This window comes from uncultured Gemella sp. (assembly GCF_963529685.1).
Lineage (GTDB): Bacteria > Bacillota > Bacilli > Staphylococcales > Gemellaceae > Gemella.
In genome coordinates, this window is record NZ_CAUSAI010000020.1 from 1 (window position 1) to 22,136 (window position 22,136).

The following is a 22,136-nucleotide window of genomic DNA, read 5'->3' on the forward strand; positions in this document are numbered from 1 at the left end:
TGCCATGTCACTCAATAAAAAACAGAATTACTACGTGGCAAGAAGATCACAAAGAAGTTATAGCATACTACATTTCACTAGAAGAAAATATGGAAATCGCTGCACAACGTGGTATTCTCTCAGCACCAACTGTAGAAGTATATATCGAAGGAAGACTATCTATCCAAAAAAGTGGCTACTTCAGTCTAGATGAAATACTAGAAAAAATAAGTAGTGTGAGCGATAGAATGAAATAGCAACAAAAAAGAGATGTCGACCCCACACAGTTTATTAGATATCTAAAAAGTTTTAATAACAAAAAGAATTTAGATATCAATAAACCACCACGTCTATGTGTTTTATATGATTTTTTTAAAATCCTTAGATTTAGGATCACCTTTTATCTTTTATTTACATAATCTTAAAAAAATAATTTTAATTCTAAATATTACAAGAATATCTTTTCTTGTGAGATTTATAGTGCTATAATAAAAGTAGGCTACTTACCCGGAAGGGAGGTGTTTATATGGTTGATATATTCATCCAAATCCTTGTTGGGCTATTTGTAGGAGTTATTCTCCTATTTATAGAATATTTTTATTTCCTAAATGATAAAAACAACAAGAAGAAGTAGTCGTATTTAGGCACGACGTGCATGTATCACTTCATGTATGAATATATATTAGCTTACTAAAATGAGTGTGCTAGTACATATAAAAAGCAACTGAAATTCCGGTTCAGTTGCTTTTCGTGTTTATATGTGAATATATTCATCCAATTCACTTAAGTACATTCTAACACATACCTTTTCTTCTTGTCAATTAATTTGAAGGATATGCGATTCAAAAATCGTGATTTAGGAAAAACAAGATTTTGTTGAGTCACTTTCCGCAGTGGTATACTAGATATCAAAAAAACTTTTATAAAATGTATTTAGATGTAAATAGCCACTGCACCTATGAATTCTTATATATTTTTAAAATTCCAAAATTTCGAATTACCTTTTATCTTCTATTTACATAATCTTAAAAAAATAATTTTAATTCTAAATATTATAAAAATATCTTTTCTTGTGAGATTTATAGTGCTATAATAAAAGTAGGCTACTTGCCCGGAAGGGAGGTGTTTATATGGTTGATATATTCATCCAAATCCTTGTTGGGCTATTTGTAGGAGTTATTCTCCTATTTATAGAATATTTTTATTTCCTAAATGATAAAAACAACAAGAAGAAGTAGTCGTATTTAGGCACGACGTGCATGTATCACTTCATGTATGAATATATATTAGCTTACTAAAATGAGTGTGCTAGTACATATAAAAAAGCAACTGAAGCGGAATTTCAGTTGCTTTTCGTGTTTATATGTGAATATATTCATCCAATTCACTTAATTACATTCTAACACATCCCTTTTCTTATTGTCAATTAATTTGACTTTAACTTTACAATCCAACAATCTATTTTGCAGCTATTGATATCATCCTGGTGGCTATTTTATTATTTTTAGCACCTCTTTAACCTTATTAAAAACCTTTGCTACTCTTTCTTTTTCCAACACTTTCAAGAATATCTATTGTTTCTCATATCTCTCTAATTCAATGTTATATGATTATTATTCTATCCTCTTCTTTTTCTTGAATAATGCTTTTCCTGTTTTTCAACTACTTTGCGATTCTTATATCTTTTTTCATACCGTATCAAACTTGAAGGTTTTTTAATTTCTACTTTTGGTTTAGTTCCTCTTATTATTATTGTATCAACAGCTTTAGTTGTTACTGTTTCTCTACCTATCTCTTCTAGGATATTTGTTTTCTTATTTAATCTTGATTTTATAGTGGTTACAACTCTTCCTTCAGTTCCCACTATCGTATTAACATATCCTATATTCTTTGTATTATCTTCTTTATAAATTACTTTCAACGGGATTGTTTTTACTTCCGTTTTTGTCGTTACCTCTCCATATAGTGCTTTAATGTCTATGTTCACATCTACTAAATCAAAACTACCATCTCTATACACTACCCTTACTGTTGCTTTTTTAGTCCCGAATTTAGAAGTTTCTGGGGTCCTTTCCCAAATTATACTTTTTATCGGTAAATTATTTTTTTCAATAGTAAACTCTGCATTAGGTGTATCCCCTTCATATATTTCATAAATTTTCCCAATCGGTTCATAATAATCTTTTTGTTGTTTATTTAAAACAGATAAAACTGATGCGATATCTTTTTCTAAATTAGCTAACTTGTCTTTTTCTTTCACTAATTTTTCATAAGTTTCTATTGTATCAAGCTCACCTTTTACTTTTTTTAATAGATTATTATAGTCATCTAATAATTTGCCTTTTCGAATATTAAACTCATTTATCACCTCAGACGAGCTTAATGCAGTATTTGTATTTTTGAATACTTCCAGTTTTTTTGTTGCTTTTGTTATCTCATCTGTTAATAACGTTTTGTCTAATCTCAAATCACGTACTACTGTTTTATACTCTTCTAGCGCTGTTTCTAGTTCCTTAGTTAGCAATCTTATATCGGTTTGCTTAGCATTGCTATTTTTCAATAATTCTTCTGCTTTTTGTAATTTTATTTTTAATTCTTCTTTTTTAGCACTATAATTAGCTTTTATTTTTGAGTTTTTATTATCTGTATTTATTTTCTTTTCACTTTCTCGAAAAGCCTCTTGTTTGATTGATTTTAACTCTTCGAAATTAGGTAGTACTTTTACCAATACACCTAAATTCGTATTTATAGTTTTCCCTAAATAATTTACTGTTACATTTAAAGTATACGTCGTTGCTGTCGGTTGTATTCCTTCAGGAATATTTATATTTAATGTTGCTGTTTTAGGTAAATTATCTAAATTTAATTTTTCTAAAACTTTTTCTCTAGAAATTTTATTTAATGCTAATATTTCTAATGGATTTTTGTCTTTTAATGAAATTTTCATGTTTTCATTTACTATTTTTCTTACTTGTTCAGTTGTCGGTTCTACTATTTTCAGAGTTTTCAACACTGGATTTTGTTTTCCTTTACCAGTAACTCCAGTTCTTTCTCCAACATTAAAGTTATCGTCGTCATCTAGTATTGATGAGAAATACGCATTAGAACTATGTTCACCTTTTTCTATATAGGTCATAACATCTTTATCATTGTATAATAATCCTACAACCTTATCCCCACTCATTCCATAATGCTTTACTTTTCCTTCTTTAGCTAACTGTTTACTCAAAATACTCTTATTATACAAATCTCTATTCAGAATAGATGCGACAATTTTTGGAGCGTTAAACGTTGTAGCTTTTTTAAAAACGTTATTGTAAAAATTTCTATACTTCTTAGCCGCAGGTTCTATCCAATACCCATTTTCTTCATTTGCTAATTTATGTAACTTCACTACTGCACGTTGAGTTAGGTATCCTCCTAATGAATGCCCTGTAATATAAAAGTTCTTTATATCTTCTCTCAATCCAATTTCTTTTATTATTTCTTCAATTTCTTTACCTTGTTGTGGATCTTGACCAAACGCAACAACTATATCATTACCTACATCTTTTCCACCTTTAGTTCCGCGTATAGCTAAAACATGAACCAATCCATCTGGACCAATTGATAGTGCACTTTTAGTTTTAAATAATACTGCATCAAGCCCACTATCATAATGATAAGTTTTGTCGACTTCCCAATATGGAGATAGTTCATTATGCATAAGTTCATATTTATTTTCGGCCTTCGAATCATCTTTAACAATGTTATCAGCCTTTGTCCACTGATAATCCTTATCTAAAACTTTTTTAATATAGCTATCATCACGATACGATAATTTCATAAATAAAGCCATATCTCGATCGGTAACATACCACTTGAAATTATCATCATCTCCCGGTTTACTTAAATCACTCTGGTCATGATCTATTACTCCATCTCCATCTGTATCCTTTAAAAATGGATGTCCATAGTAACCATAATATGTTTTTCCGCCTTTTTCGTAAGTATAAATCTCACGACTATTTTTCACATTATCCCCATCACTATCTTCATTCGCCTTCAACGGTTTTTTTCCAAAAAGTAAATTATCAATCTTTGAATCTTCTGTTGTTATTAAACCTTTTGAAATTTTTACAAGATCTTCATCTGTAGCAAATCGTTTTTTAGATTCTCTTTCTACTACAGCAGACCTATCATTACGAACTCTCGACTTTTCTCCTTTATTTCCATCTGTCAAAACATCTTTCTCTATCGAATCTCTTTTCTTCTTCGCTAAATCATTTACCTTAACATCTTCAGAAATACTTTTTTCTATATTCTTTTCATTTGATATATTTTTAAAAGCGCTGTTTTCGTTATGATTTCCCTTATCTATTATAACGTTGTTTTCCTTGTGCATATTCTCGCTAGAATTCGTCTCACTTGCCAAAACTGGTGCTGCTAAAAATATAAATGCACCTACTAGTACTGAAAATGTTCCAACACTAAATTTTTTTATCGTATATTTTAATACATTATTTTTATTTTCCATGGGAATCCCTCTCTTCCTTTATAAATTCCTACTTATAAATTCCTACACTAACTTTATAGATAAAAATAAAAAATAAACTCAATAATTCTTACTAACCTTGTTTACTAAACATGATAAATAATATTCTCAAAAAATATGAACAAAATATTATATTATCTAAAAAGTTATTATCTTAATATTATTTCCCTATTTTGTAAAACGAACTATTCATAAAAATCTCAAATCAGTAAAAATATTTTTGAAATAAAACATATAAAATTTCCCATATATTTTATATAATCTACCTCTCTAACCTTTTATGCTATATTTCTTAATAAATTCGCTTAAATCCCCTTAATTATATTCTAAATTTTAAGTACTTGTTTGTCAAGAATTTCAAACTGATACTATGTTTAATTTATAAAAATAATATTATAATATTTATATCTATACACTCCTTATAAATTATGAATAATTATTACTAGTAATGCTAAAATTTTTTCTTGGAGATATTAAAAAGGGAGTGACTCAAAAATCATGATTTCTAAGAAACAAGATTTTGTTGAGTCACTCCCGCAAAGTTTATTGATATCTAAAAAGCTTTTATAAACCACTACATCTATGAGTTTTTATGTAAATTTTGTAAAGTTTAGAGTTTTTGCTTCAACTCTTTTCTTTTATTGATTCTAAAGTTTCTGGTATATAGCTAGTACCACCAAAGTTTTTGATATCTATGTCCTATTTGTAAAGATAAATCTTTTTTATTTTGATCTGCACCATTAATATATAATTTCCCCGCTTCGTACATATCAATCATTTCATTTGGTACACTAGAAATAACTATACTACCATTATTATCACTTTCTACTTGTGAAAATCGCACACTATAATCACCAGCTGGTAAATCATCGAAATACCAGCGTAGCGTGTACGTCTGCAATGGTAATTCCCAATACAATTCACGATAGATGAATTCATGTTCTCGTACTACCTTATTATCTTTTTTATCTATTATTTCCACCTTATACTTCGAATTGTTTTTCTCATCATAAGATGAAATATATCCACGAATATAATTAAAACTACGATTAGCTTTAAATGTTTGTTCTACTTCTGTATCTTTATTAACCCTAACTATTCCATCTCTTAAATAATTATCCGTTGCATAAATACTAATACCATTAATTACGCGTGAATCATAGTCTAAGTTCATCGAATAAGATGGTCTTAAGAAACTATCACTTCCTACTTGAAGAGCAAATACTACCCCAAAAGCAATATAAAGTTTTTTCTTGTACTTATCAAATATTAAAGTCTCATATCTTTCAGCAAAGAGTATTAACCCTTTCGCACCTAAAATAAAGATTATTGGCATCCATGCATAAACATATCTTGGTTTGGCTTCCCAAATTAAATGGAACATAAATACTCCAAAAATTATAATTTGAAATAAGAAACATGATGTTATATACTCTTTTCTACGTTTATAAATGTAATAAACCATTCCGAATAAAATTACGACATACATCATTTGAGAAATATATATGAAGAAACTATTATCACTTCCATAGAACAATTGCCATAAGAATCCATCTCCATCTCTTAATGCACGTGTCCCGTTAGTGTAGTTTATTGTTCCATCACTCCAATTACCTCTTATTTTAAGAACTATCATAAGTAAATTAAGGAAAAATGGTCTGTGAGTCACCCTATTAAAGAATAAGCCCAGATCATCAGTCATCTTATTCTGACTAAGGTAAGTAAATTGGAAATCTTGCCAGTTATAACTTCCACCTTGAATACTCATTCCCATCATTACCCAATGTAACATTGGGAATCTATAACCATCGTCTTTCCAAAAACCATAGTGTGCCCAAAGCATGTCAAAGCCTTTACCAAAGAAGACAAATGCAATTCCAAAGGTTACCAGTAATAAAATTAAATTCTTATACCATTTAAAAAATAGTAAGTACACAATTAATGCCGGTAAGATAATAATGATATTAGATCTTAAATTCCACGCAAATGCCACCAAAATAGCCACTGTCACAATATGCTTCGTTCTAAAGATGAAACTACCATCTGATGGAATAAGAACATATATTATTAAGGCTACCATAATTACCATTAGAGTATCTGAATAATAGAATAAACTATACATTTGAAATGGTATGTATAAAATCATTAGCCCAAAAATTATTGTTTGTTTTTGTTTTGTTAGCAATTTTCCAGCAGTTTTATAAGTTAAGAATATTGTTGCTGTTGTTACTAAGAAACAGAATATGTGTAAAATCCACACTTCTGATATATGTAAAAATGCAGCTATACGATATATCCAGTAAAGTATTATAGTAGGTGTTATATTATTCGGATAAACTAAGAAATATCTTTCACCAGAGAATTTTCCGTAGTTTAGCATATAGTGGGCTTCATTTTCTATCTCTGCACCATCCGAAAAGTTTAGTGTATCCATAGATAAAATAATTGCCTGGAAAATCACATAAACTAATATTATAATTTTATTATATTTTTTTAATCCGACTTCGTCTGTTGCTAAAACTTTTTTCACTGCGTAAATAAACAGTATAAAAACCACAGGTACTCCTAAAAGTAGTGCCAATGGATTTAATATTCTTTCATATACAAAAGGTGCTACATATGCCCAGGTCAAAGCTATTGTGAATAAAGCTATAAATGCATATGAAAACACATTATGTAATATTCGCCTCATAACTATCTCCTATCCTTTCTGTTAAGATGATTAGCAAACACTATCGGAGACATTGCTATCATCGTTTTATTAATAAAGGTATCACTGTCAAAATAATCTTTTCTAGATCTTATTAACTCTAAAATTTCTATTTCCTCGGACATATTTTCATGCATTCTAAGCACATCAAAAAGTAAATATCCACATAGTAAATTTAAACTATCTTCATACTTTTTATCCTGTTTAAATTCTTCTATTTTATTAAATGCAATCATTATTCTTCTTGTTGAAGCTTCAACCATCGCATTATTTCTTACAGATTTATTTTCTTCTAAATCTTTATAACCTATTTTTGCTATTTGACTAACTTTTCCTGCTACATCAAAGACACGTAATTTAAAATACAAGTTCTCCAATGCTAACATATCCTCTTGAAATCTTACATTATAAATATCTAAAAATTTCTTCTTAAATATACAAGCAGTTATATTGTAGTTTAAATCACTTTTCAACCTTTTAATTTCTTCTACTAAATATTTCTGACCCGATGAAATTCTCCCATCTAGAATACTAGGGTAACCGACTCTTGTCAGCATTGCTATATCAAGATTTTTTTGAGAAATTTCGTCGAATAATAATTCTAAATACGTTGATTTTAATTTAGAGTTTTCTTCAACAAAAACCACATATTCACCTTTAGCAAATTCTAACGCACAGTTTTTAGCTGAAGAATTGGATCCTAACTGTTTTTTTATATAGTTTATTTTGTTATTATCGACACCAGCAACCGCTTCTTCTATCTCAGAATCTGAAAGGTCATCAACTACTATCACTTCGAATTCTTGAAAACTTTGTTTAAATAAGTCTTCTATTACACTTTCTAATCTGCTTACACTTCTATATGCAGCTAAGACTACTGTAATTTTTGTTTTATTAGTTGTTTTTATTTTTTTCGTTAATATTTCATTTCCCAAAAGCATTGTATCTAAAAATATGTCTTTTGTTCTATCTAATGTTTTAACCATAATTTATCCTCTATATTTTAAGGTTTTATCCTTTAATTATATCACAAAAAATATTATTTTTCATTTCCTATGAGAAAAGTAGAAATTAAGTAATTTATCAAATTAAACTACATAATTTCTACTGATAATCTATAAATTTTACAAGAATAACTTAGAACGTTCTCTTTCTCTACTTAATTTTTCTGAACGTGCTTTTAAACTGACTAGAATTGCTCCTCCTACAAGAACGATAATTAGATAGATAAATAATATTTTTATATCACGCTCTACCGCTGGAATATGTACACCACCTACCGCTTCACGTAGTAATCCTATAGAATATGTAAATGGTACTTTTGGATATAACGCTTGGAAAAATTCTGATGTCATTTGAATTGGGAATGTTCCTCCTGAACTTCCTAATTGTAATACTAATAATACTATACAAACAGCTTTCCCTACATTTCCTAAAATACAAACTATCGTATAAATAATAGAAGAAAACAGTAGTGAAATTAATAATGAATAAATTACAAATCTATATGGTGATGTTGCTTGTGTTCCGAGAACATACATATCCCCTAATGTAATTATTAATGTTTGAAATAACGATATAATCACAAACAATAATCCTCTACCAAAATATTTTTCATATGGTTTATATTTTTTCTCTTCATCTTCTACTTTAGTAGTCAGTAACGAAGACATTAGTAACGAACCAACCCAAATAGAAAGAACTGTATAGAATGGTGTCATCGCTGAACCGTAGTTTTCTATGTGATAAAGTTTATTCTCCTGAAGTTTAACAGGATTTGCGAAAAATTCTGCTTGTTTCTTATAATCAACTTTTAATAAATTAAGCAGTTGATTTTTATCTATTTTTCCGTCTGCTTTTTTGATTTCATCTGTCAGCTTTTGAATTTTACTTTTTGCAGATGGTATTTGTGCTTGCAATAATAATAATCTCCCATAAGCATTGTTTATCTTTATTTCCGCTTCTGATAACTTCCTCTCGACCGTAGGAAGTTCTCCTTGAGCATGAGCAATTATACCACTCACCTTATCTATATTCACTTCAGCCTTATTTAGCACTTGCGAAATCAATGGAGCTATCTCATCATTCAATTTAGAATTTATATTTGTTGAAACTTCGTTGACTTTAGCAGATTTATTCACAAATTCAACTTTTACAGTATCTGCTATTTCATCATAATAATCCATTTTATTATAGATATTATTATTTACTTCTTTTATCTTCGTAATATCATTCAATAAAGTCGTTACTCTCTCAAGTTGACTATTTAATAATCTTTCATTTGATAGATTATTAAAATATTCAAAAATATTCTTCACAAGTTGTAGTCTCTCTCCACTCGCTTGAAGTCTGCTATCTAAAGCCTTTTGTCTAACTTTTATCTCTTCTGTTTTATCTGGTTTTTGTTGGATTTCTTTTGCTATAACATTAGCTTCTTTAGATACTTCCTCTACAACATTAAGATGATTATTAATAATCGGTAATAATCTTTCGTTGAATCCCTGAATATTATTAATAGTAATTCCAGCCTTATCAGCTAGCATAATACTATTAGTCGCCACTCTATCTATTTCTGGTAAAATATTTTGAACATTATTCAAAACATTTGAACCATGCTCTACCTTAGCAATTAACTCACTTACAGCTTGTTCATATGTAGAAAAATTATCATTTAATTTAAAGATTTCCTGTTTAGCCCTTTCTATTGAAGGTAAGTTTTCCTCAAATTTAATACCTGCTTCATGCAGTTTTTCAAAAATTATTCCATTAGCTGTTTCTACAAAGTTTTTACTAATATTATTAGCTATTGCCGAAGCTCCGCTATTAGTGATTTTTGGGCTAATCGCATTTATTTTCTCATTTACTGTGTACTCGATAATCGCCCTTTGGGGTTCTGTTCTACTAACCGATGTCATATCTTGACTGAAATTTTTTGGAACTACTATACTCGCATAATAGTCACCTATTCTTACTCCATCCTCAGCTTCTTGTTTATTAGAGACAAACTGCCAATCGAGATTTTTATTGTTTTTCAATCCTTCAACTAAACTATTACCTAAGTTTAAATCTTTTCCATCAACAGTAGCACCAGCATCTTCTGAGGTTACAGCAACCTTTATATTATTAGTATGTCCATACGGATCCCATGAAGATAGTATATTCGGCCATGCATACATTGATGGTAATAATATTAATCCTACTATAATTATCCACGTATTAGTTTTTCTAAATACTTCTTTTATATCATTTCTAAAAATCTCTATAATATTTTTCAATTTTTTTCTCCTCTCTATAGCTTCTAAATAAAATAATTAGAGATATATTATATCCCTAATCATCGACTTTATTATTATAGCATAAAATAACTTATAATTAAAGTACTGTCGTCACTCTCAAACTTACTCCATATACAGTACTACATTATCTCTACTAGAATTTTTTAAATCTATAATTCTTTGGTTACTACTTCCTCTAAATCTAAGACTTAAGTCTTTTAGAAAAATCATAAAAGGTCCATCTACCAATACATCACACAAACTTAGTAATTCTTTTTTGTCCTCACTACCGTTTAGGAGTTGTTCATATGTGTAGCCACTATATACCCAGATATCTTTTGTTGAACCGAACTCATCTCTAACTCTTTTAGCTAACGTTCTAGCTACCTGAGTATTAAGGAACGGCTCTCCTCCTAAAATTGTTAGTCCTTGTACATATGAATTACTTAAATCTCGTATTATTTGATCTTCTATTTCTTTTGTATATAATTGTCCAGCATTAAAGTTTTGAATACTTTCGTTAAAACATTCTTTACAAGCGAATAAGCAACCACTTAAGTAAATTGAACATCTTACTCCCTCTCCATCAACAAATTGAAATGGTTTATAATCAGCATATTTTTTCTTAGAATAAGCTTCAGCTAGCCAAGTGTCATTGGCTTCTTTAAATGTTCTCATCATACACTTTTTATTAGTAGTTTTCTTAGTAGCACTGTATTCTGAATTATCTATCGTTCTAATAATTGTTCTTAATTTTTCTTCTCTAGACAAAATCCTCACCCCTTATATTCATATAATATCACTTTTAAAAATGAATTACAATTTATCTCCTAAAATTATAAAAATGCTATTTTCAAATTTTCTAAACTGTTTTATAATTATTATAATTTAAAAATTTAATTAATTGAGATGTGATAATTACCATAGAATATTATTAAGTTAATTATTACAATATATTTTTTAAAAATTACGAGGTGCTTTATGAGAGTATTAATAACTGGTTTTGATAAATTTGGAGGAGAGAGTATTAACCCCTCTAATTTATGTGTTAATAGCTTGCCAGATAATATTGATAATATAGAAATTAAGAAAATTACCCTACCTACAGTCTTTAAAGATAGTTCACAGGTTTTAGAAGAAAATATAAAATCATTTTCTCCTAATATAGTAATCTGCGTTGGGCAAGCTGGAGGAAGAAGTAAAATTACACCTGAACGCATCGCTATTAATATTGATGACGCTAGAATCCCAGATAATAGTGGAAATAGCCCTATTGATGAAACTATAAGAAAAGATGGTGAGAATGCATATTTTTCCACACTACCAATAAAGGCTATTGTTGATGAATTAAATAAAAATAATATCCCTTCTGCTATTTCTAATACTGCCGGGACTTTTGTTTGCAATCATATTATGTATGAATCTTTATATCTAACTTCAAAAAAATATCCAAATATTAAAGCTGGATTTATTCATATCCCTTATATTGAAGAACAGGTTACAAACAAACCTAACATGCCTTATATGAAAAAAGAAGATATTATCGTTGCTTTAGAATTAATAATAAAAACTGCTGTGACTTATTATGATAAAGAAGATACAAAAGTAACGGGTGGTCTAGAACATTAATTATTATTAAAGTTCTATATTAATTCAAATTAAATTTAATTTTCATTAACAAATAGGAAAACAATGAAAGAAAGAGGAGAGCCAAAAAGTCCTAAAATTTAACAAAGTTTATAGAAAAACTCATAGGCACAGTGGTTTATTGATATCTGAATTCACTTTATAAAAGCTTTTCAGATATCTAATAAACTACTGCAGGAAGTGACTCTACAAAATCTTGTTTCCTTGAAATCATTATTTTTGAGCCATTCCCTTTCTTTTTTTATTGACAAAGTAGTATACTAAGTATATAATATATTAGCTATATTATTTTAGGTGGTGAAATTATGTTAAAAGATGCGTTGGGATATAAGCTTATTACACTTTTAGAAAATATGAGAAATTATACTAAACAACCTCTAGCTGAGATCGGTATTACACACGGGCATTTCATTACTCTTATCTACATTTCAGAAAATGAAGGATTAACTCAAGCTCAACTCGCTGAAATACATAGAAAAGATAGAAATATTGTTGGACGTAATATCGATGCACTAGAAAAACAAAATTTTGTTATTAGAAAACGTGGAGTGAAAGATAGACGTTCTTTTACACTATATTTAACCGAAGTAGGAAAAGAAGTCTTATCAACTTACTCTAATCTGCTAAACACAGCTGAAAAAGAAGTTCTTAAAAACTTAACTGAAAAAGAAATTTCTACTTTCTTTACACTATTGAATAAAATAACTTAAGGAGGAAATCAAATGGAAAAAACACAAAATTATATAGAAAATCCGCTAGGCACAAAACCTATAAAAAAATTACTTACATCATTTGCTTGGCCTGCAATTACCGCTAATATTATTAATGCGATGTATAGTGTAATTGACCAGATTTTTATCGGTCAAGGTGTTGGTTACTTAGGTAATGCGGCAACAAATGTCGTCTTTCCTCTTACAATTATTTGCTTAGCTATAGGTTTAATGATAGGAATCGGCGCTACCTCAAACTTTAATCTAGAACTTGGGCGAGGAAATCCTGAAAAAGCGAAATCTGTAGTTGGCACTGCAGTATCTTCATTATTTATTATAGGTATTATTATTACAATTTTAGTACATATATTCTTAAAACCACTTATGTACGCATTTGGATCTACTGATGAAATCTTAGAATACGCGATGACATTTGCAAGTATATCGTCATTAGGAATTCCATTCCTTTTAATATCAATTAGTACTAATCCAATTGTTCGTTCAGATAATAGTCCAAAATACTCTATGTTTGCTATTATTTTTGGTGCTGTACTTAATACTATTCTTAATCCAATTTTTATTTTTGGATTCGGTTGGGGAATCGCTGGATCTGCTTGGGCTACAGTAATAAGTCAATTCTTATCTGCTTTAATTCTTGTTTTATATTTTCTAAAATTTAAAAGTGTTAAATTTACTAAGCAAGACTTCATCCCTAAGATACGTTTATTAAAAGTTGCTGCAGGTTTCGGAATGCCCTCATTTGTTTTCCAAGGTTCTAATATGATAGCTCAAATAGTAACAAACAATTTGCTAAATATTCACGGTACTAATTCTGTGTACGGAAATGATATTCCTATAGCTGTAGCTGGAATCGTAGCTAAAATTTATATAATATTTATAGCTATTATTATTGGATTAATTCAAGGAGCTCAACCAATTTTCGGATATAATTACGGAGCTAAAAAATACGAGCGAGTTCGTACTACAATGAGATATACCATGAAGTATGCAATGATTATCTCAATTACATTCTTCTTAATCTTTGAGATTTTTCCTAAACAAATTGTTAGTCTATTTGGTAATGGTAATGAACTTTACTTTGAGTTTGCAGTTAAGTATATGAGATTCTTCTTGTTATTTACATTTATCAATGGTGTTCATATTTCAAGCTCTACTTTCTTCTCTGCAATAGGAAAACCAAAGATTGGTGTCACTATCGCTTTAACTAAACAGCTTATAGTACTAATACCAATGTTATTTATTCTTTCACATTTCTTTGGTATTAATGGAGTAATCTATGCTACACCTATAACAGACCTTTGTGCATTCTCTGTTTCTTTATTCTTCCTAGTTAGAGAATTTAAGTTAATGCCTAGAAAAAATATAATTTAAATATATAAAAGCAATCTACTGAACTAGTCAATAGATTGCTTTTTATACATATTATCTTGTTGGTGCGTATTTTAATTCGTCTTTGTGTTTTTCTAAGAAATCGTTCATTTCATTGTCTGGAATTAAACGAAGGTATAGGTTAGAACGAATTGTTTCATCTTCTTCACGACAAGTAGATAATACTAAGTACTTATCATTTCCTTTAAGTTTTACATTGTCGTTTTTAGTAGCTGCATCTTTTTTAACGTTTGTTAATTGGTTTAAGAAATCTTCATCATTTTCAAAGTCTAAACGATAGAATGATGTTGTTTCTGGTACGATTGTTAAGAATGCTGCTTCATAGTAGTATTTTCTCTCAGGAGTTTCAATTACTACATATTTATGTTTATCCATGTATTCTTGTTTATCGTAGTAGTTAACGTCGTTAAACATACGGTGATCTCCAACTTTACTTCCACGAGCATGCCCGAATAACCAAGTTAATCTGTCATGGAAATCTTTTTTGTTATCCATATCCATAAATACAGTACCAAGATAAGGAACATGTCCACCTTCAAAAGTTTTATCTAAGTATGTTTCATTGTCATTAGTTTGAACTACTGGTTCATCTAACTGAGTACCTGGTGCATAAACATATGCTACAGTTTCATTATTAGTCTTAGATAACTCTGAAAAACGTTTTGATAAATAATCTTTGTCTTCTTTACTTACTTTATAAGTTGCTTTTGATGAGCTTGTACTTGAACTGTCATCATCACTACATCCTGCTACAAATACTGCAGATGTTACCAAAGCAATTGCTAAAAGTAAAATAGAGAAAAGCTTTTTAAAATTAAATACTTTTTTCATTATATTTTTCCTCTCTATTGAAAATTTAATAACTGTTTATCATTATACAATATCTTAATAGATTTTTCTATTATTTTTATTTTACAATTTATATAATTTTTTATCTTACTACAACTGCTGTTCCAGTAGCTGTAACTAAAAGCATATTGTTACCGTTGCTTCCTAGTCCATCGAAGTCTATTCTAACTCCGATAACCGCATTGGCTCCCATTGCTGCTGCACGAGCTTCTAACTCTTTTAAAGCTTCAGCTCTTGCTTGAATAATTTCATCTTCGTAACCTTGGCTTCTTCCACCAAAAAAGTTTCGAAGCCCTGCTCCTATATCTTTAATGAAATTAATCCCAGCTACTACTTCACCTGTAGCTAATCCTTTATATTCTACTATTTCCATTCCTGGAACATTATTTGTTGTTGTGATTATCATAATACATCCCTCCAAAATTATTTATTAATCTACTAAGATATCTACTACTTCTTCTAATGTTGCTCCTAAGAAGTACGAATTAATATCAATTTGCTCTAAAACTTTTTGAATATCTTCTTTTTGGTATTTTACACCCACTAATTTTTTAGCAATATCTTCAACATCCATTACTCCGAAGAAGTCTCCGTAGAATTTGATATTAGTAATAACTCCTTGTTCTACCATGATATTAGCTTCAATTTTACCAGTTTTAAGTCTTCTGTTACGTTTAATATTGAAGTCAGGGTTTTTACCATATACCCAATCCCATGAGTTATTTTTTTCTTCTTGGATAGCTAAGATTGCAGCTTCATCTACTTCAGTTGCAACAAAATCAGTCATTTCGTATTTTTCACTCATATATTTTTTAAGTGCAGCAACGAAATCTTGAACTGTCATGTCTTGATTTGGAAGATGATCTTTAATATTTGTTACACGTGAGCGTACTGATTTGATACCTTTTGATTCAATCTTATCTTTAGATACTTTTAAAGCATCCGCTAAAACTGATGTATCAACATCAAACATTAAACAACCATGATGCATAATACGACCATTACGTACGTATTGTGCATTACCACAGAATTTTTGACCATCGATTTCTAAGTCATTACGTCCAGTAAATTCCGCTTTAACTCCTAGAGAATCTAATGCATCAAGTACAGGTTGCGAGAATGATTTGAAGTCAAATTCTTCTCCTTTTCTTCCGTTTGAGATAATAGTGTAGTTTAAGTTATTTAAATCGTGATAAACTGCACCACCACCACTTACACGACGAACAATTTTAATACCTTTATCATCACAGAATTTTTGGTTTACTTCTTCTGTTGTGTTTTGGTTTTTACCAACAACGATACATGGTGAGTTTATCCATAACATAAACACATCATCTTTTTCTGAAAGTTCATTGAAAGCATAAAGCTCTAAAGCGGTATTGTAGCGTGGATCATTACTTTTTGATTCTATGTATATCATATTAATCTCCTTGATAATTAACTATTTCTATACCTATTATTATAACATTTTTTGCCAAGTAAAGCACTACATTTTTATTCAAATTAATATTTTTTATATTAATTCAAACAAACTTCTGCTAGATTATGGTATAATTATAAGGAATTATTAAAATTATTATAAAGGAGTTACCCTTTTATGACAAAAATTATTTTAACTGGAGATAGACCAACTGGTAAACTTCACTTAGGTCACTATGTTGGTTCTTTAAAAAATCGTATAGCTTTACAAAATGAAGATGATACTGAAGTATTTATTATGATAGCCGATCAACAAGCTCTTACTGATAATGCTGATAATCCTGGAAAAGTTATTGAAAATATTACAGAAGTTGCACTTGATTACCTTGCAGTTGGAATTGATCCTAGCAAGACTACTATTTTTATTCAATCACAAATTCCACAACTTGCAGAATTATACATGTACTACATGAATTTAGTATCAGTTTCTAGATTACACCGTAATCCTACTGTTAAACAGGAAATTAACGATAAGAAATTTGGTGAAAGTATTCCCGCAGGATTCTTTACTTATCCTGTAAGTCAAGCTGCTGATATAACAGCATTTAAAGCAACTCACGTTCCTGTTGGTGAAGATCAAAAACCTATGCTTGAGCAAACACGTGAAATCGTTCGTGACTTTAATAGAACATACAATAAAGAAGTTCTAGTACTTCCTGAAATTGTACTTCCACCTAAAAATCACGCCCGTCTTGTTGGAATTGATGGACAAGGGAAAATGAGTAAAAGTTTAAATAATGGTATATATTTAGGGGATAGCGAAGAAAATATTAAAGCTAAAATCATGAAAATGTATACTGATCCAAATCACATTAAAATTGAAGATCCAGGTCAAGTAGAAGGAAATGTAGTATTCACATACCTTGATATTTTTGATTCTCGTACTGATGAAGTCGCTGAACTTAAAGAACACTATTCTCGCGGTGGGCTTGGTGATATGAAATTAAAACGTCGTTTAAATGATGTTATGCAAGATTACTTACGTCCAATAAGAGAACGTCGTGAAGAATTCGCAAAAGATAAAACCGAAGTATACAGAATGCTAAAAGCCGGAAGTGAAAAAGCTGAAAAAGTTGCAGCTGCTACTCTAGATGAAGTAAAAGATGCAATGGGTATTAACTATTTTAAAAAATAAAATTAATTTTGGGGAAGAGCTTAACTCTTCCTCTTAATCGTTTGAATTATTATAAAAAAATAAGGAGGTCCTATGGCAAAAAGAAAAAAGCAACAATTATCACTATTTTCATTAATTTCTATTGCTATAGTAATTTTAGCCGCATTTGCTATTACATACTATACCAATAAATCGTCAAATAAAAGTGCGAACACTGCAACTTTTGCTAGTGTTTCAAAGATACCTGATGATGTACTAAACTCACTTACAGCACCAAAGGAAAGTGAAGCAACTGATAATAATAGATATAAAGTACTAAACAATAATAATCCATACTTTTCTAAAGAGGATTTATCTGCTAGTTCTTTTGAAAATTACAGCCCGTTAGATAAACTTGGGCGTGTCGGACAAGCAAATGGAATAATAGGTATCGATTTAATGCCTACTGATAAACGCGAAGAAATCGCACATGTTCGTCCTAGTGGATGGCAAAGTAATAGAGGAGCGCATGTCTATGATAGATCGCATTTAATAGCATTTCAGCTTGCTGGTGAAAATGATAATGACAAAAATCTTATGACAGGCACAAGATTTATGAATCACAATATGATTCCTTTTGAAAATGAAGTTGCAGATTATGTTAAGAAAACAAAAAAACATGTTCGTTATCGTGTAACTCCCGTTTTTAAAGGTGATGATCTAGTTGCTCAAGGTGTAATTATGGAAGCTATATCAGTTGAAGATAATGGTAAGAGTGTTAAGTACAATGTATTCTTACCAAACTTCCAAAAAGGTGTTATTATAGACTACAAAACTGGTAAATACACAGTGAAATAAAATTTAGGGAGTGACTCAAAAATGGGTCATCCCTTTTTTTAGCTTTCTTTTATAAATTTTTCTATTCTTCTACTTTTTGATTTTCACATAATAACCTTTCATACTAAAAATTAATATTATAATAACAGTTTTTATACAAGCTACTTACATATTCTCTAGTTTTTTCTATGGTATAATATAGAAAAGGAGATTTTTATGATTACACTAAAAAAAATTGAAGAAAAACATTTAATTGATTTATATAATGTGATTTACTCGTCAGAGAATCCGGAATGGAGTAAATACAATGCACCTTACTTTAACGAATTTAAATTTATAGACTTAGAAACTTTCTTACTAAAAAATCATCACGAATATTATTTAAGTGAACGTGTTCTAGGCATATTTTTTAATAATAAACCTGTCGGTATCGTCACTTATTATTGGGAGAATTTTGCTACTAGATGGTTAGAGATTGGAATTATAATATATGATAACTGCATATGGTCAAAAGGTATAGGCTTTACAGCTTTAAGTAAATGGGTTAAGATATGTTTTGATAAGTTTCCAGAAATTCAACATATTGGACTTACTACTTGGAGTGGTAATCAGCGCATGATGAAACTCGCAGAAAAAATCGGTCTTATTTGTGAAGCTAGAATTAGAAAAGTTATATATTATAATGAAGTTTACTATGATTCTATAAAATATGGTATATTAAGAGATGAATTTTTTAATAATTCAATTAACGAATGATAAAATCTATCTGATTAAGAACTATATACTCTTTACACTTGCACATAATATACAAATTTCTATTTACTAAAAATAGTACCGATCAAAAAGTCTTAAATTTTAAAAAGTTTATATGCGATAACTCATAGAGACAATGGTTTACTGATATCTAAATTCTCTTTATAAAAGCTTTTTAGATATCTAATAAACTTCGTGGAGATAACTCGACAAAATCTTGTTTCTCCGAAATAACGATTTTTTAATCACTCCCGAAAGTTTCCATTCTTGAAAAAAATACAATATAGAGTTAGAATATTATTATATATTTTAGAAAGTCTCATGATTTAGGAGGATTAATTAATGAGAGAAAATTTAGAACAACAGTCTCGCCGTGGAGCAGAATTAGTTGTAGATACTTTAATAAATGAAGAAGTTAAACACGTTTTTGCTATACCTGGTGCAAAAATAGATGCTGTTTTCGATGCACTTGTTGACCGCGGGCCTGAACTTATTGTAGTTCGCCACGAACAAAATGCCGCTTTTATGGCTCAAGCTGTTGGTCGTCTTACTGGAAAACCTGGAGTTGCCTTAGTTACTTCTGGTCCAGGGGTTAGTAACCTTGCAACTGGATTAGTTACAGCAAACTCTGAGGGAGATCCTGTAGTTGCTATAGGAGGGCAAGTTAAACGTTCTGATTTATTAAAACAAACACACCAAAGTATGGATAATGTTGGTTTGCTACGTCCAATAACTAAATCAGCTGTTGAGGTAGGTCATCAAGATAGTATTTCTGAGGCAATTACTAATGCATTTAGAAAAGCTAAAGAACCTAAAAAAGGTGCTACTTTTGTTTCTTTACCTGCTGATGTTATAAATGAAAATACTTCTGTAAAAGCGATTAAAAGACTTAAAGAACCTGTTTTAGGTATTGCAGATCCGAAATATGTCCGTGATTTAGTAGAAAAAATTGAAAATGCTGAGCTGCCAGTTCTTCTTTTAGGAATGAATGCTTCTACTAAAGAGTCCACAGAAGCAATTCGATTATTAGTTGCTAAAACTGGTATACCTGTTGTTGAAATGTTCCAAGCTGCTGGCGTAATTTCTCGCGGCCTTGTTCAACACTTCTATGGTCGTGTTGGATTATTTAGGAACCAACCTGGTGACAGATTGTTACACAAAGCGGACTTAATTATATCTATTGGTTATGACCCTATCGAATATGATCCAGTCTATTGGAATACCAATAAATGTGCTACATTAGTCCACATAGACGATACTATCGCTGTAATAGATAGAGATTATCAACCTGATATAGAACTTATCGGTGACATTTCTGCAACTTTAAAATGTATTTATGAAGAAAATCCAAAAGTAAGGGTTTCAGAAGAAAATCTATCTTATCTAAAAGAACTGCAAGAAGAAATAGTAAAACGTGATGAACCTCCTAAATCAAAAATTGAAGGTCGACTTCATCCATTAGAAATTATTCAGCAAACTCAAAATGCGGTATCTGATGACACTATTGTTACTTGTGATATTGGATCTCATGGTATTTGGTTAGCTAGACATTTCCGTTCTTACGAACCTCGCCATTTACTTTTCTCTAATGGTATGCAGACTTTAGGTGTAGCTTTACCATGGGCTATAGCTGCAGGATTACTTTATCCTAATAAGAAAACTTTATCAATATCGGGTGACGGTGGCTTCCTATTCTCAGCAATGGAACTTGAAACTGCTGTAAGATTAAAATCACCTATAGTTCACGTAGTTTGGAACGATTCATCATATAACATGGTCGCATTCCAACAAGAGATGAAATATGGACGTGATTCTGCTGTACATCTTGGTCAAGTCGATATAAAAAAACATGCAGAATCTTATGGGGCGGTAGGTATGAGAGCTACGACAAAAGAAGAGCTTGCGAAATGTTTAGAAGAAGCATTTAAAATTGAAGGCCCTGTTGTTATTGATGTACCTGTTGACTACAGTGATAACATCAAACTTGGTGAAACTCTTCAAGATAGCTACTTAAACTAATTTTAAAGAACTACTAGTTTCTATTAAGCCTGATTCAAGTTTCTCTTGTTTCAAAAATATAAGACATAAAAGGAGAAGTATTATGTTATATCAATATAGCACTATGGCTGCACTAATGGGTGGAGCATTTAGTGGAACTACAACTGTAGAAAAATTACTAGAACATGGTGATTTTGGGATTGGTACTTTCGAAGGTGTTGATGGCGAAATGATTATATTAAATGGAGAAGTTTATAAAACTGATAGCAATGGATTCTCTACTCTGCAGCCTAAAGATGCAACTTCACCTTTTTCAAATATTACTAAGTTCTCTACAAACTTCAAAAAAGTAACTGCAACAAGTTTTGAAAATTTAAACAATGATATTGGTGAATATTTAAATCCAAATTATTTTTATGCAATAAAAATTACTGGTGTATTCGATAAAATTGATACTCGCTCACCTAAAAAACATGAAAAACCTTATCCTACTCTTCTAGAAATATTAGAAACACAAAGTATATTTAATTACAAAGATAGTAAGGGTACAATAGTTGGTTTCTTTTCTCCTGAATATACTCAAGGAGTTGGTGTGGGAGGATTCCATCTTCACTATATTAGTGATGATCGTACTCAAGGTGGACATGTATTTAACTTTGATATTAAAAATGCTACTATTGAAGTATCTAAACCTCTTAATTTCACACTTGAATTACCTCAAAGTATTGAATATAAAGCTGTTAATATTAATTTAAAAACATTACACAAAGAAGTCCATGATGCTGAAAGTTCTCGTTAAACTTTTCCCCCAAGCAAGTAATCCTTACCTGGGGGAATTATTCTATAACAATATAATTACCAA

17 protein-coding genes are annotated in these 22,136 nt (G+C 30.0%); 9 read left to right on the forward strand and 8 right to left on the reverse strand.

Going from position 1 to position 22,136, the window contains the following annotated elements; all coding sequences use genetic code 11:
• Nucleotides 1-236: thioredoxin family protein (locus tag RWS90_RS04370; protein ID WP_314548977.1), on the forward strand; the 236-nt coding region annotated here is incomplete at its 5' end.
• A 1,361-nt stretch (nucleotides 237-1,597) separates the two neighbouring features.
• On the opposite strand, the gene RWS90_RS04375 is transcribed toward RWS90_RS04370, so the two are convergent.
• The 5 genes from RWS90_RS04375 to nrdG form a co-directional block, all read right to left on the reverse strand.
• On the reverse strand, nucleotides 1,598-4,495 hold the full coding sequence (locus RWS90_RS04375) for a Rib/alpha-like domain-containing protein (protein ID WP_314548979.1): 2,898 nt from the start codon (nucleotides 4,493-4,495) through the stop codon (nucleotides 1,598-1,600).
• Nucleotides 4,496-5,180: 685 nt separating this feature from the next.
• Nucleotides 5,181-7,205, reverse strand: a complete 2,025-nt coding sequence (locus tag RWS90_RS04380) for a glycosyltransferase family 39 protein (protein ID WP_314548982.1) — start codon at nucleotides 7,203-7,205, stop codon at nucleotides 5,181-5,183.
• Between the two features lie 2 nt (nucleotides 7,206-7,207).
• Nucleotides 7,208-8,209 (reverse strand): glycosyltransferase family 2 protein, encoded by a 1,002-nt coding sequence (locus tag RWS90_RS04385; protein WP_314548984.1) that lies wholly within the window; start codon nucleotides 8,207-8,209, stop codon nucleotides 7,208-7,210.
• A gap of 138 nt (nucleotides 8,210-8,347) precedes the next feature.
• Nucleotides 8,348-10,498, reverse strand: coding sequence for a YhgE/Pip domain-containing protein (locus RWS90_RS04390; protein ID WP_314548986.1), 2,151 nt, complete (start codon nucleotides 10,496-10,498; stop codon nucleotides 8,348-8,350).
• A gap of 123 nt (nucleotides 10,499-10,621) precedes the next feature.
• A complete protein-coding gene (gene nrdG / locus RWS90_RS04395) occupies nucleotides 10,622-11,269 on the reverse strand; it encodes an anaerobic ribonucleoside-triphosphate reductase activating protein (protein WP_314548987.1) in 648 nt (215 codons plus the stop codon).
• Nucleotides 11,270-11,479: 210 nt separating this feature from the next.
• Between nrdG and pcp the strand changes: the two genes are divergently transcribed.
• From pcp to RWS90_RS04410, 3 genes are all read left to right on the forward strand, one after another.
• A complete protein-coding gene (pcp, locus tag RWS90_RS04400; RefSeq protein ID WP_314548989.1) occupies nucleotides 11,480-12,127 on the forward strand; it encodes a pyroglutamyl-peptidase I in 648 nt (215 codons plus the stop codon).
• A 323-nt stretch (nucleotides 12,128-12,450) separates the two neighbouring features.
• A complete protein-coding gene (locus RWS90_RS04405; RefSeq protein WP_314548990.1) occupies nucleotides 12,451-12,855 on the forward strand; it encodes a MarR family winged helix-turn-helix transcriptional regulator in 405 nt (134 codons plus the stop codon).
• A gap of 12 nt (nucleotides 12,856-12,867) precedes the next feature.
• Entirely contained in the window at nucleotides 12,868-14,247 is a 1,380-nt protein-coding gene (locus RWS90_RS04410) for an MATE family efflux transporter (RefSeq protein WP_314548993.1), read from the forward strand.
• A gap of 51 nt (nucleotides 14,248-14,298) precedes the next feature.
• Here RWS90_RS04410 and srtB read toward each other — a convergent pair whose 3' ends face one another.
• The 3 genes from srtB to RWS90_RS04425 all read right to left on the reverse strand — a co-directional run bounded on the left by srtB (nucleotide 14,299) and on the right by RWS90_RS04425 (nucleotide 16,534).
• Nucleotides 14,299-15,096, reverse strand: coding sequence for a class B sortase, LPKTxAVK-specific (gene srtB / locus RWS90_RS04415; RefSeq protein WP_314548994.1), 798 nt, complete (start codon nucleotides 15,094-15,096; stop codon nucleotides 14,299-14,301).
• A 100-nt stretch (nucleotides 15,097-15,196) separates the two neighbouring features.
• A complete protein-coding gene (locus tag RWS90_RS04420; RefSeq protein ID WP_314548996.1) occupies nucleotides 15,197-15,520 on the reverse strand; it encodes a heavy metal-binding domain-containing protein in 324 nt (107 codons plus the stop codon).
• A 24-nt stretch (nucleotides 15,521-15,544) separates the two neighbouring features.
• Nucleotides 15,545-16,534 (reverse strand): lipoate--protein ligase, encoded by a 990-nt coding sequence (locus RWS90_RS04425; protein WP_314548998.1) that lies wholly within the window; start codon nucleotides 16,532-16,534, stop codon nucleotides 15,545-15,547.
• 177 nt (nucleotides 16,535-16,711) lie between these two features.
• Here RWS90_RS04425 and trpS point away from each other — a divergent pair, with 177 nt between their 5' ends.
• The 5 genes from trpS to budA all read left to right on the forward strand — a co-directional run bounded on the left by trpS (nucleotide 16,712) and on the right by budA (nucleotide 22,073).
• Nucleotides 16,712-17,728: a tryptophan--tRNA ligase gene (gene trpS, locus RWS90_RS04430; RefSeq protein WP_314548999.1), complete on the forward strand. Its 1,017-nt coding sequence runs from the start codon at nucleotides 16,712-16,714 to the stop codon at nucleotides 17,726-17,728.
• Nucleotides 17,729-17,800: 72 nt separating this feature from the next.
• A complete protein-coding gene (locus RWS90_RS04435) occupies nucleotides 17,801-18,544 on the forward strand; it encodes a DNA/RNA non-specific endonuclease (RefSeq protein ID WP_314549000.1) in 744 nt (247 codons plus the stop codon).
• Between the two features lie 195 nt (nucleotides 18,545-18,739).
• Entirely contained in the window at nucleotides 18,740-19,279 is a 540-nt protein-coding gene (locus RWS90_RS04440) for a GNAT family protein (RefSeq protein ID WP_314549002.1), read from the forward strand.
• Between the two features lie 339 nt (nucleotides 19,280-19,618).
• Nucleotides 19,619-21,295 carry an acetolactate synthase AlsS gene (gene alsS / locus RWS90_RS04445; RefSeq protein WP_314549004.1) on the forward strand — a complete coding sequence of 559 codons (1,677 nt, stop codon included), beginning with the start codon at nucleotides 19,619-19,621 and terminating at the stop codon, nucleotides 21,293-21,295.
• An 82-nt stretch (nucleotides 21,296-21,377) separates the two neighbouring features.
• Complete coding sequence (gene budA / locus RWS90_RS04450) at nucleotides 21,378-22,073, forward strand: acetolactate decarboxylase (protein WP_314549005.1); 696 nt, start codon at nucleotides 21,378-21,380, stop codon at nucleotides 22,071-22,073.
• Nucleotides 22,074-22,136 lie beyond the last annotated feature (63 nt).

Bases quoted from the DNA above. Each gene is read 5' to 3' on its own strand.
- RWS90_RS04375 (WP_314548979.1), bottom strand. From the start codon at position 4,495: ATGGAAAATAAAAATAATGTATTAAAATATACGATAAAAAAATTTAGT.
- RWS90_RS04380 (WP_314548982.1), bottom strand. From the start codon at position 7,205: ATGAGGCGAATATTACATAATGTGTTTTCATATGCATTTATAGCTTTA.
- RWS90_RS04385 (WP_314548984.1), bottom strand. From the start codon at position 8,209: ATGGTTAAAACATTAGATAGAACAAAAGACATATTTTTAGATACAATG.
- pcp (WP_314548989.1), top strand. From the start codon at position 11,480: ATGAGAGTATTAATAACTGGTTTTGATAAATTTGGAGGAGAGAGTATT.
- RWS90_RS04405 (WP_314548990.1), top strand. From the start codon at position 12,451: ATGTTAAAAGATGCGTTGGGATATAAGCTTATTACACTTTTAGAAAAT.
- RWS90_RS04410 (WP_314548993.1), top strand. From the start codon at position 12,868: ATGGAAAAAACACAAAATTATATAGAAAATCCGCTAGGCACAAAACCT.
- srtB (WP_314548994.1), bottom strand. From the start codon at position 15,096: ATGAAAAAAGTATTTAATTTTAAAAAGCTTTTCTCTATTTTACTTTTA.
- RWS90_RS04420 (WP_314548996.1), bottom strand. From the start codon at position 15,520: ATGATAATCACAACAACAAATAATGTTCCAGGAATGGAAATAGTAGAA.
- RWS90_RS04425 (WP_314548998.1), bottom strand. From the start codon at position 16,534: ATGATATACATAGAATCAAAAAGTAATGATCCACGCTACAATACCGCT.
- trpS (WP_314548999.1), top strand. From the start codon at position 16,712: ATGACAAAAATTATTTTAACTGGAGATAGACCAACTGGTAAACTTCAC.
- RWS90_RS04435 (WP_314549000.1), top strand. From the start codon at position 17,801: ATGGCAAAAAGAAAAAAGCAACAATTATCACTATTTTCATTAATTTCT.
- RWS90_RS04440 (WP_314549002.1), top strand. From the start codon at position 18,740: ATGATTACACTAAAAAAAATTGAAGAAAAACATTTAATTGATTTATAT.
- alsS (WP_314549004.1), top strand. From the start codon at position 19,619: ATGAGAGAAAATTTAGAACAACAGTCTCGCCGTGGAGCAGAATTAGTT.
- budA (WP_314549005.1), top strand. From the start codon at position 21,378: ATGTTATATCAATATAGCACTATGGCTGCACTAATGGGTGGAGCATTT.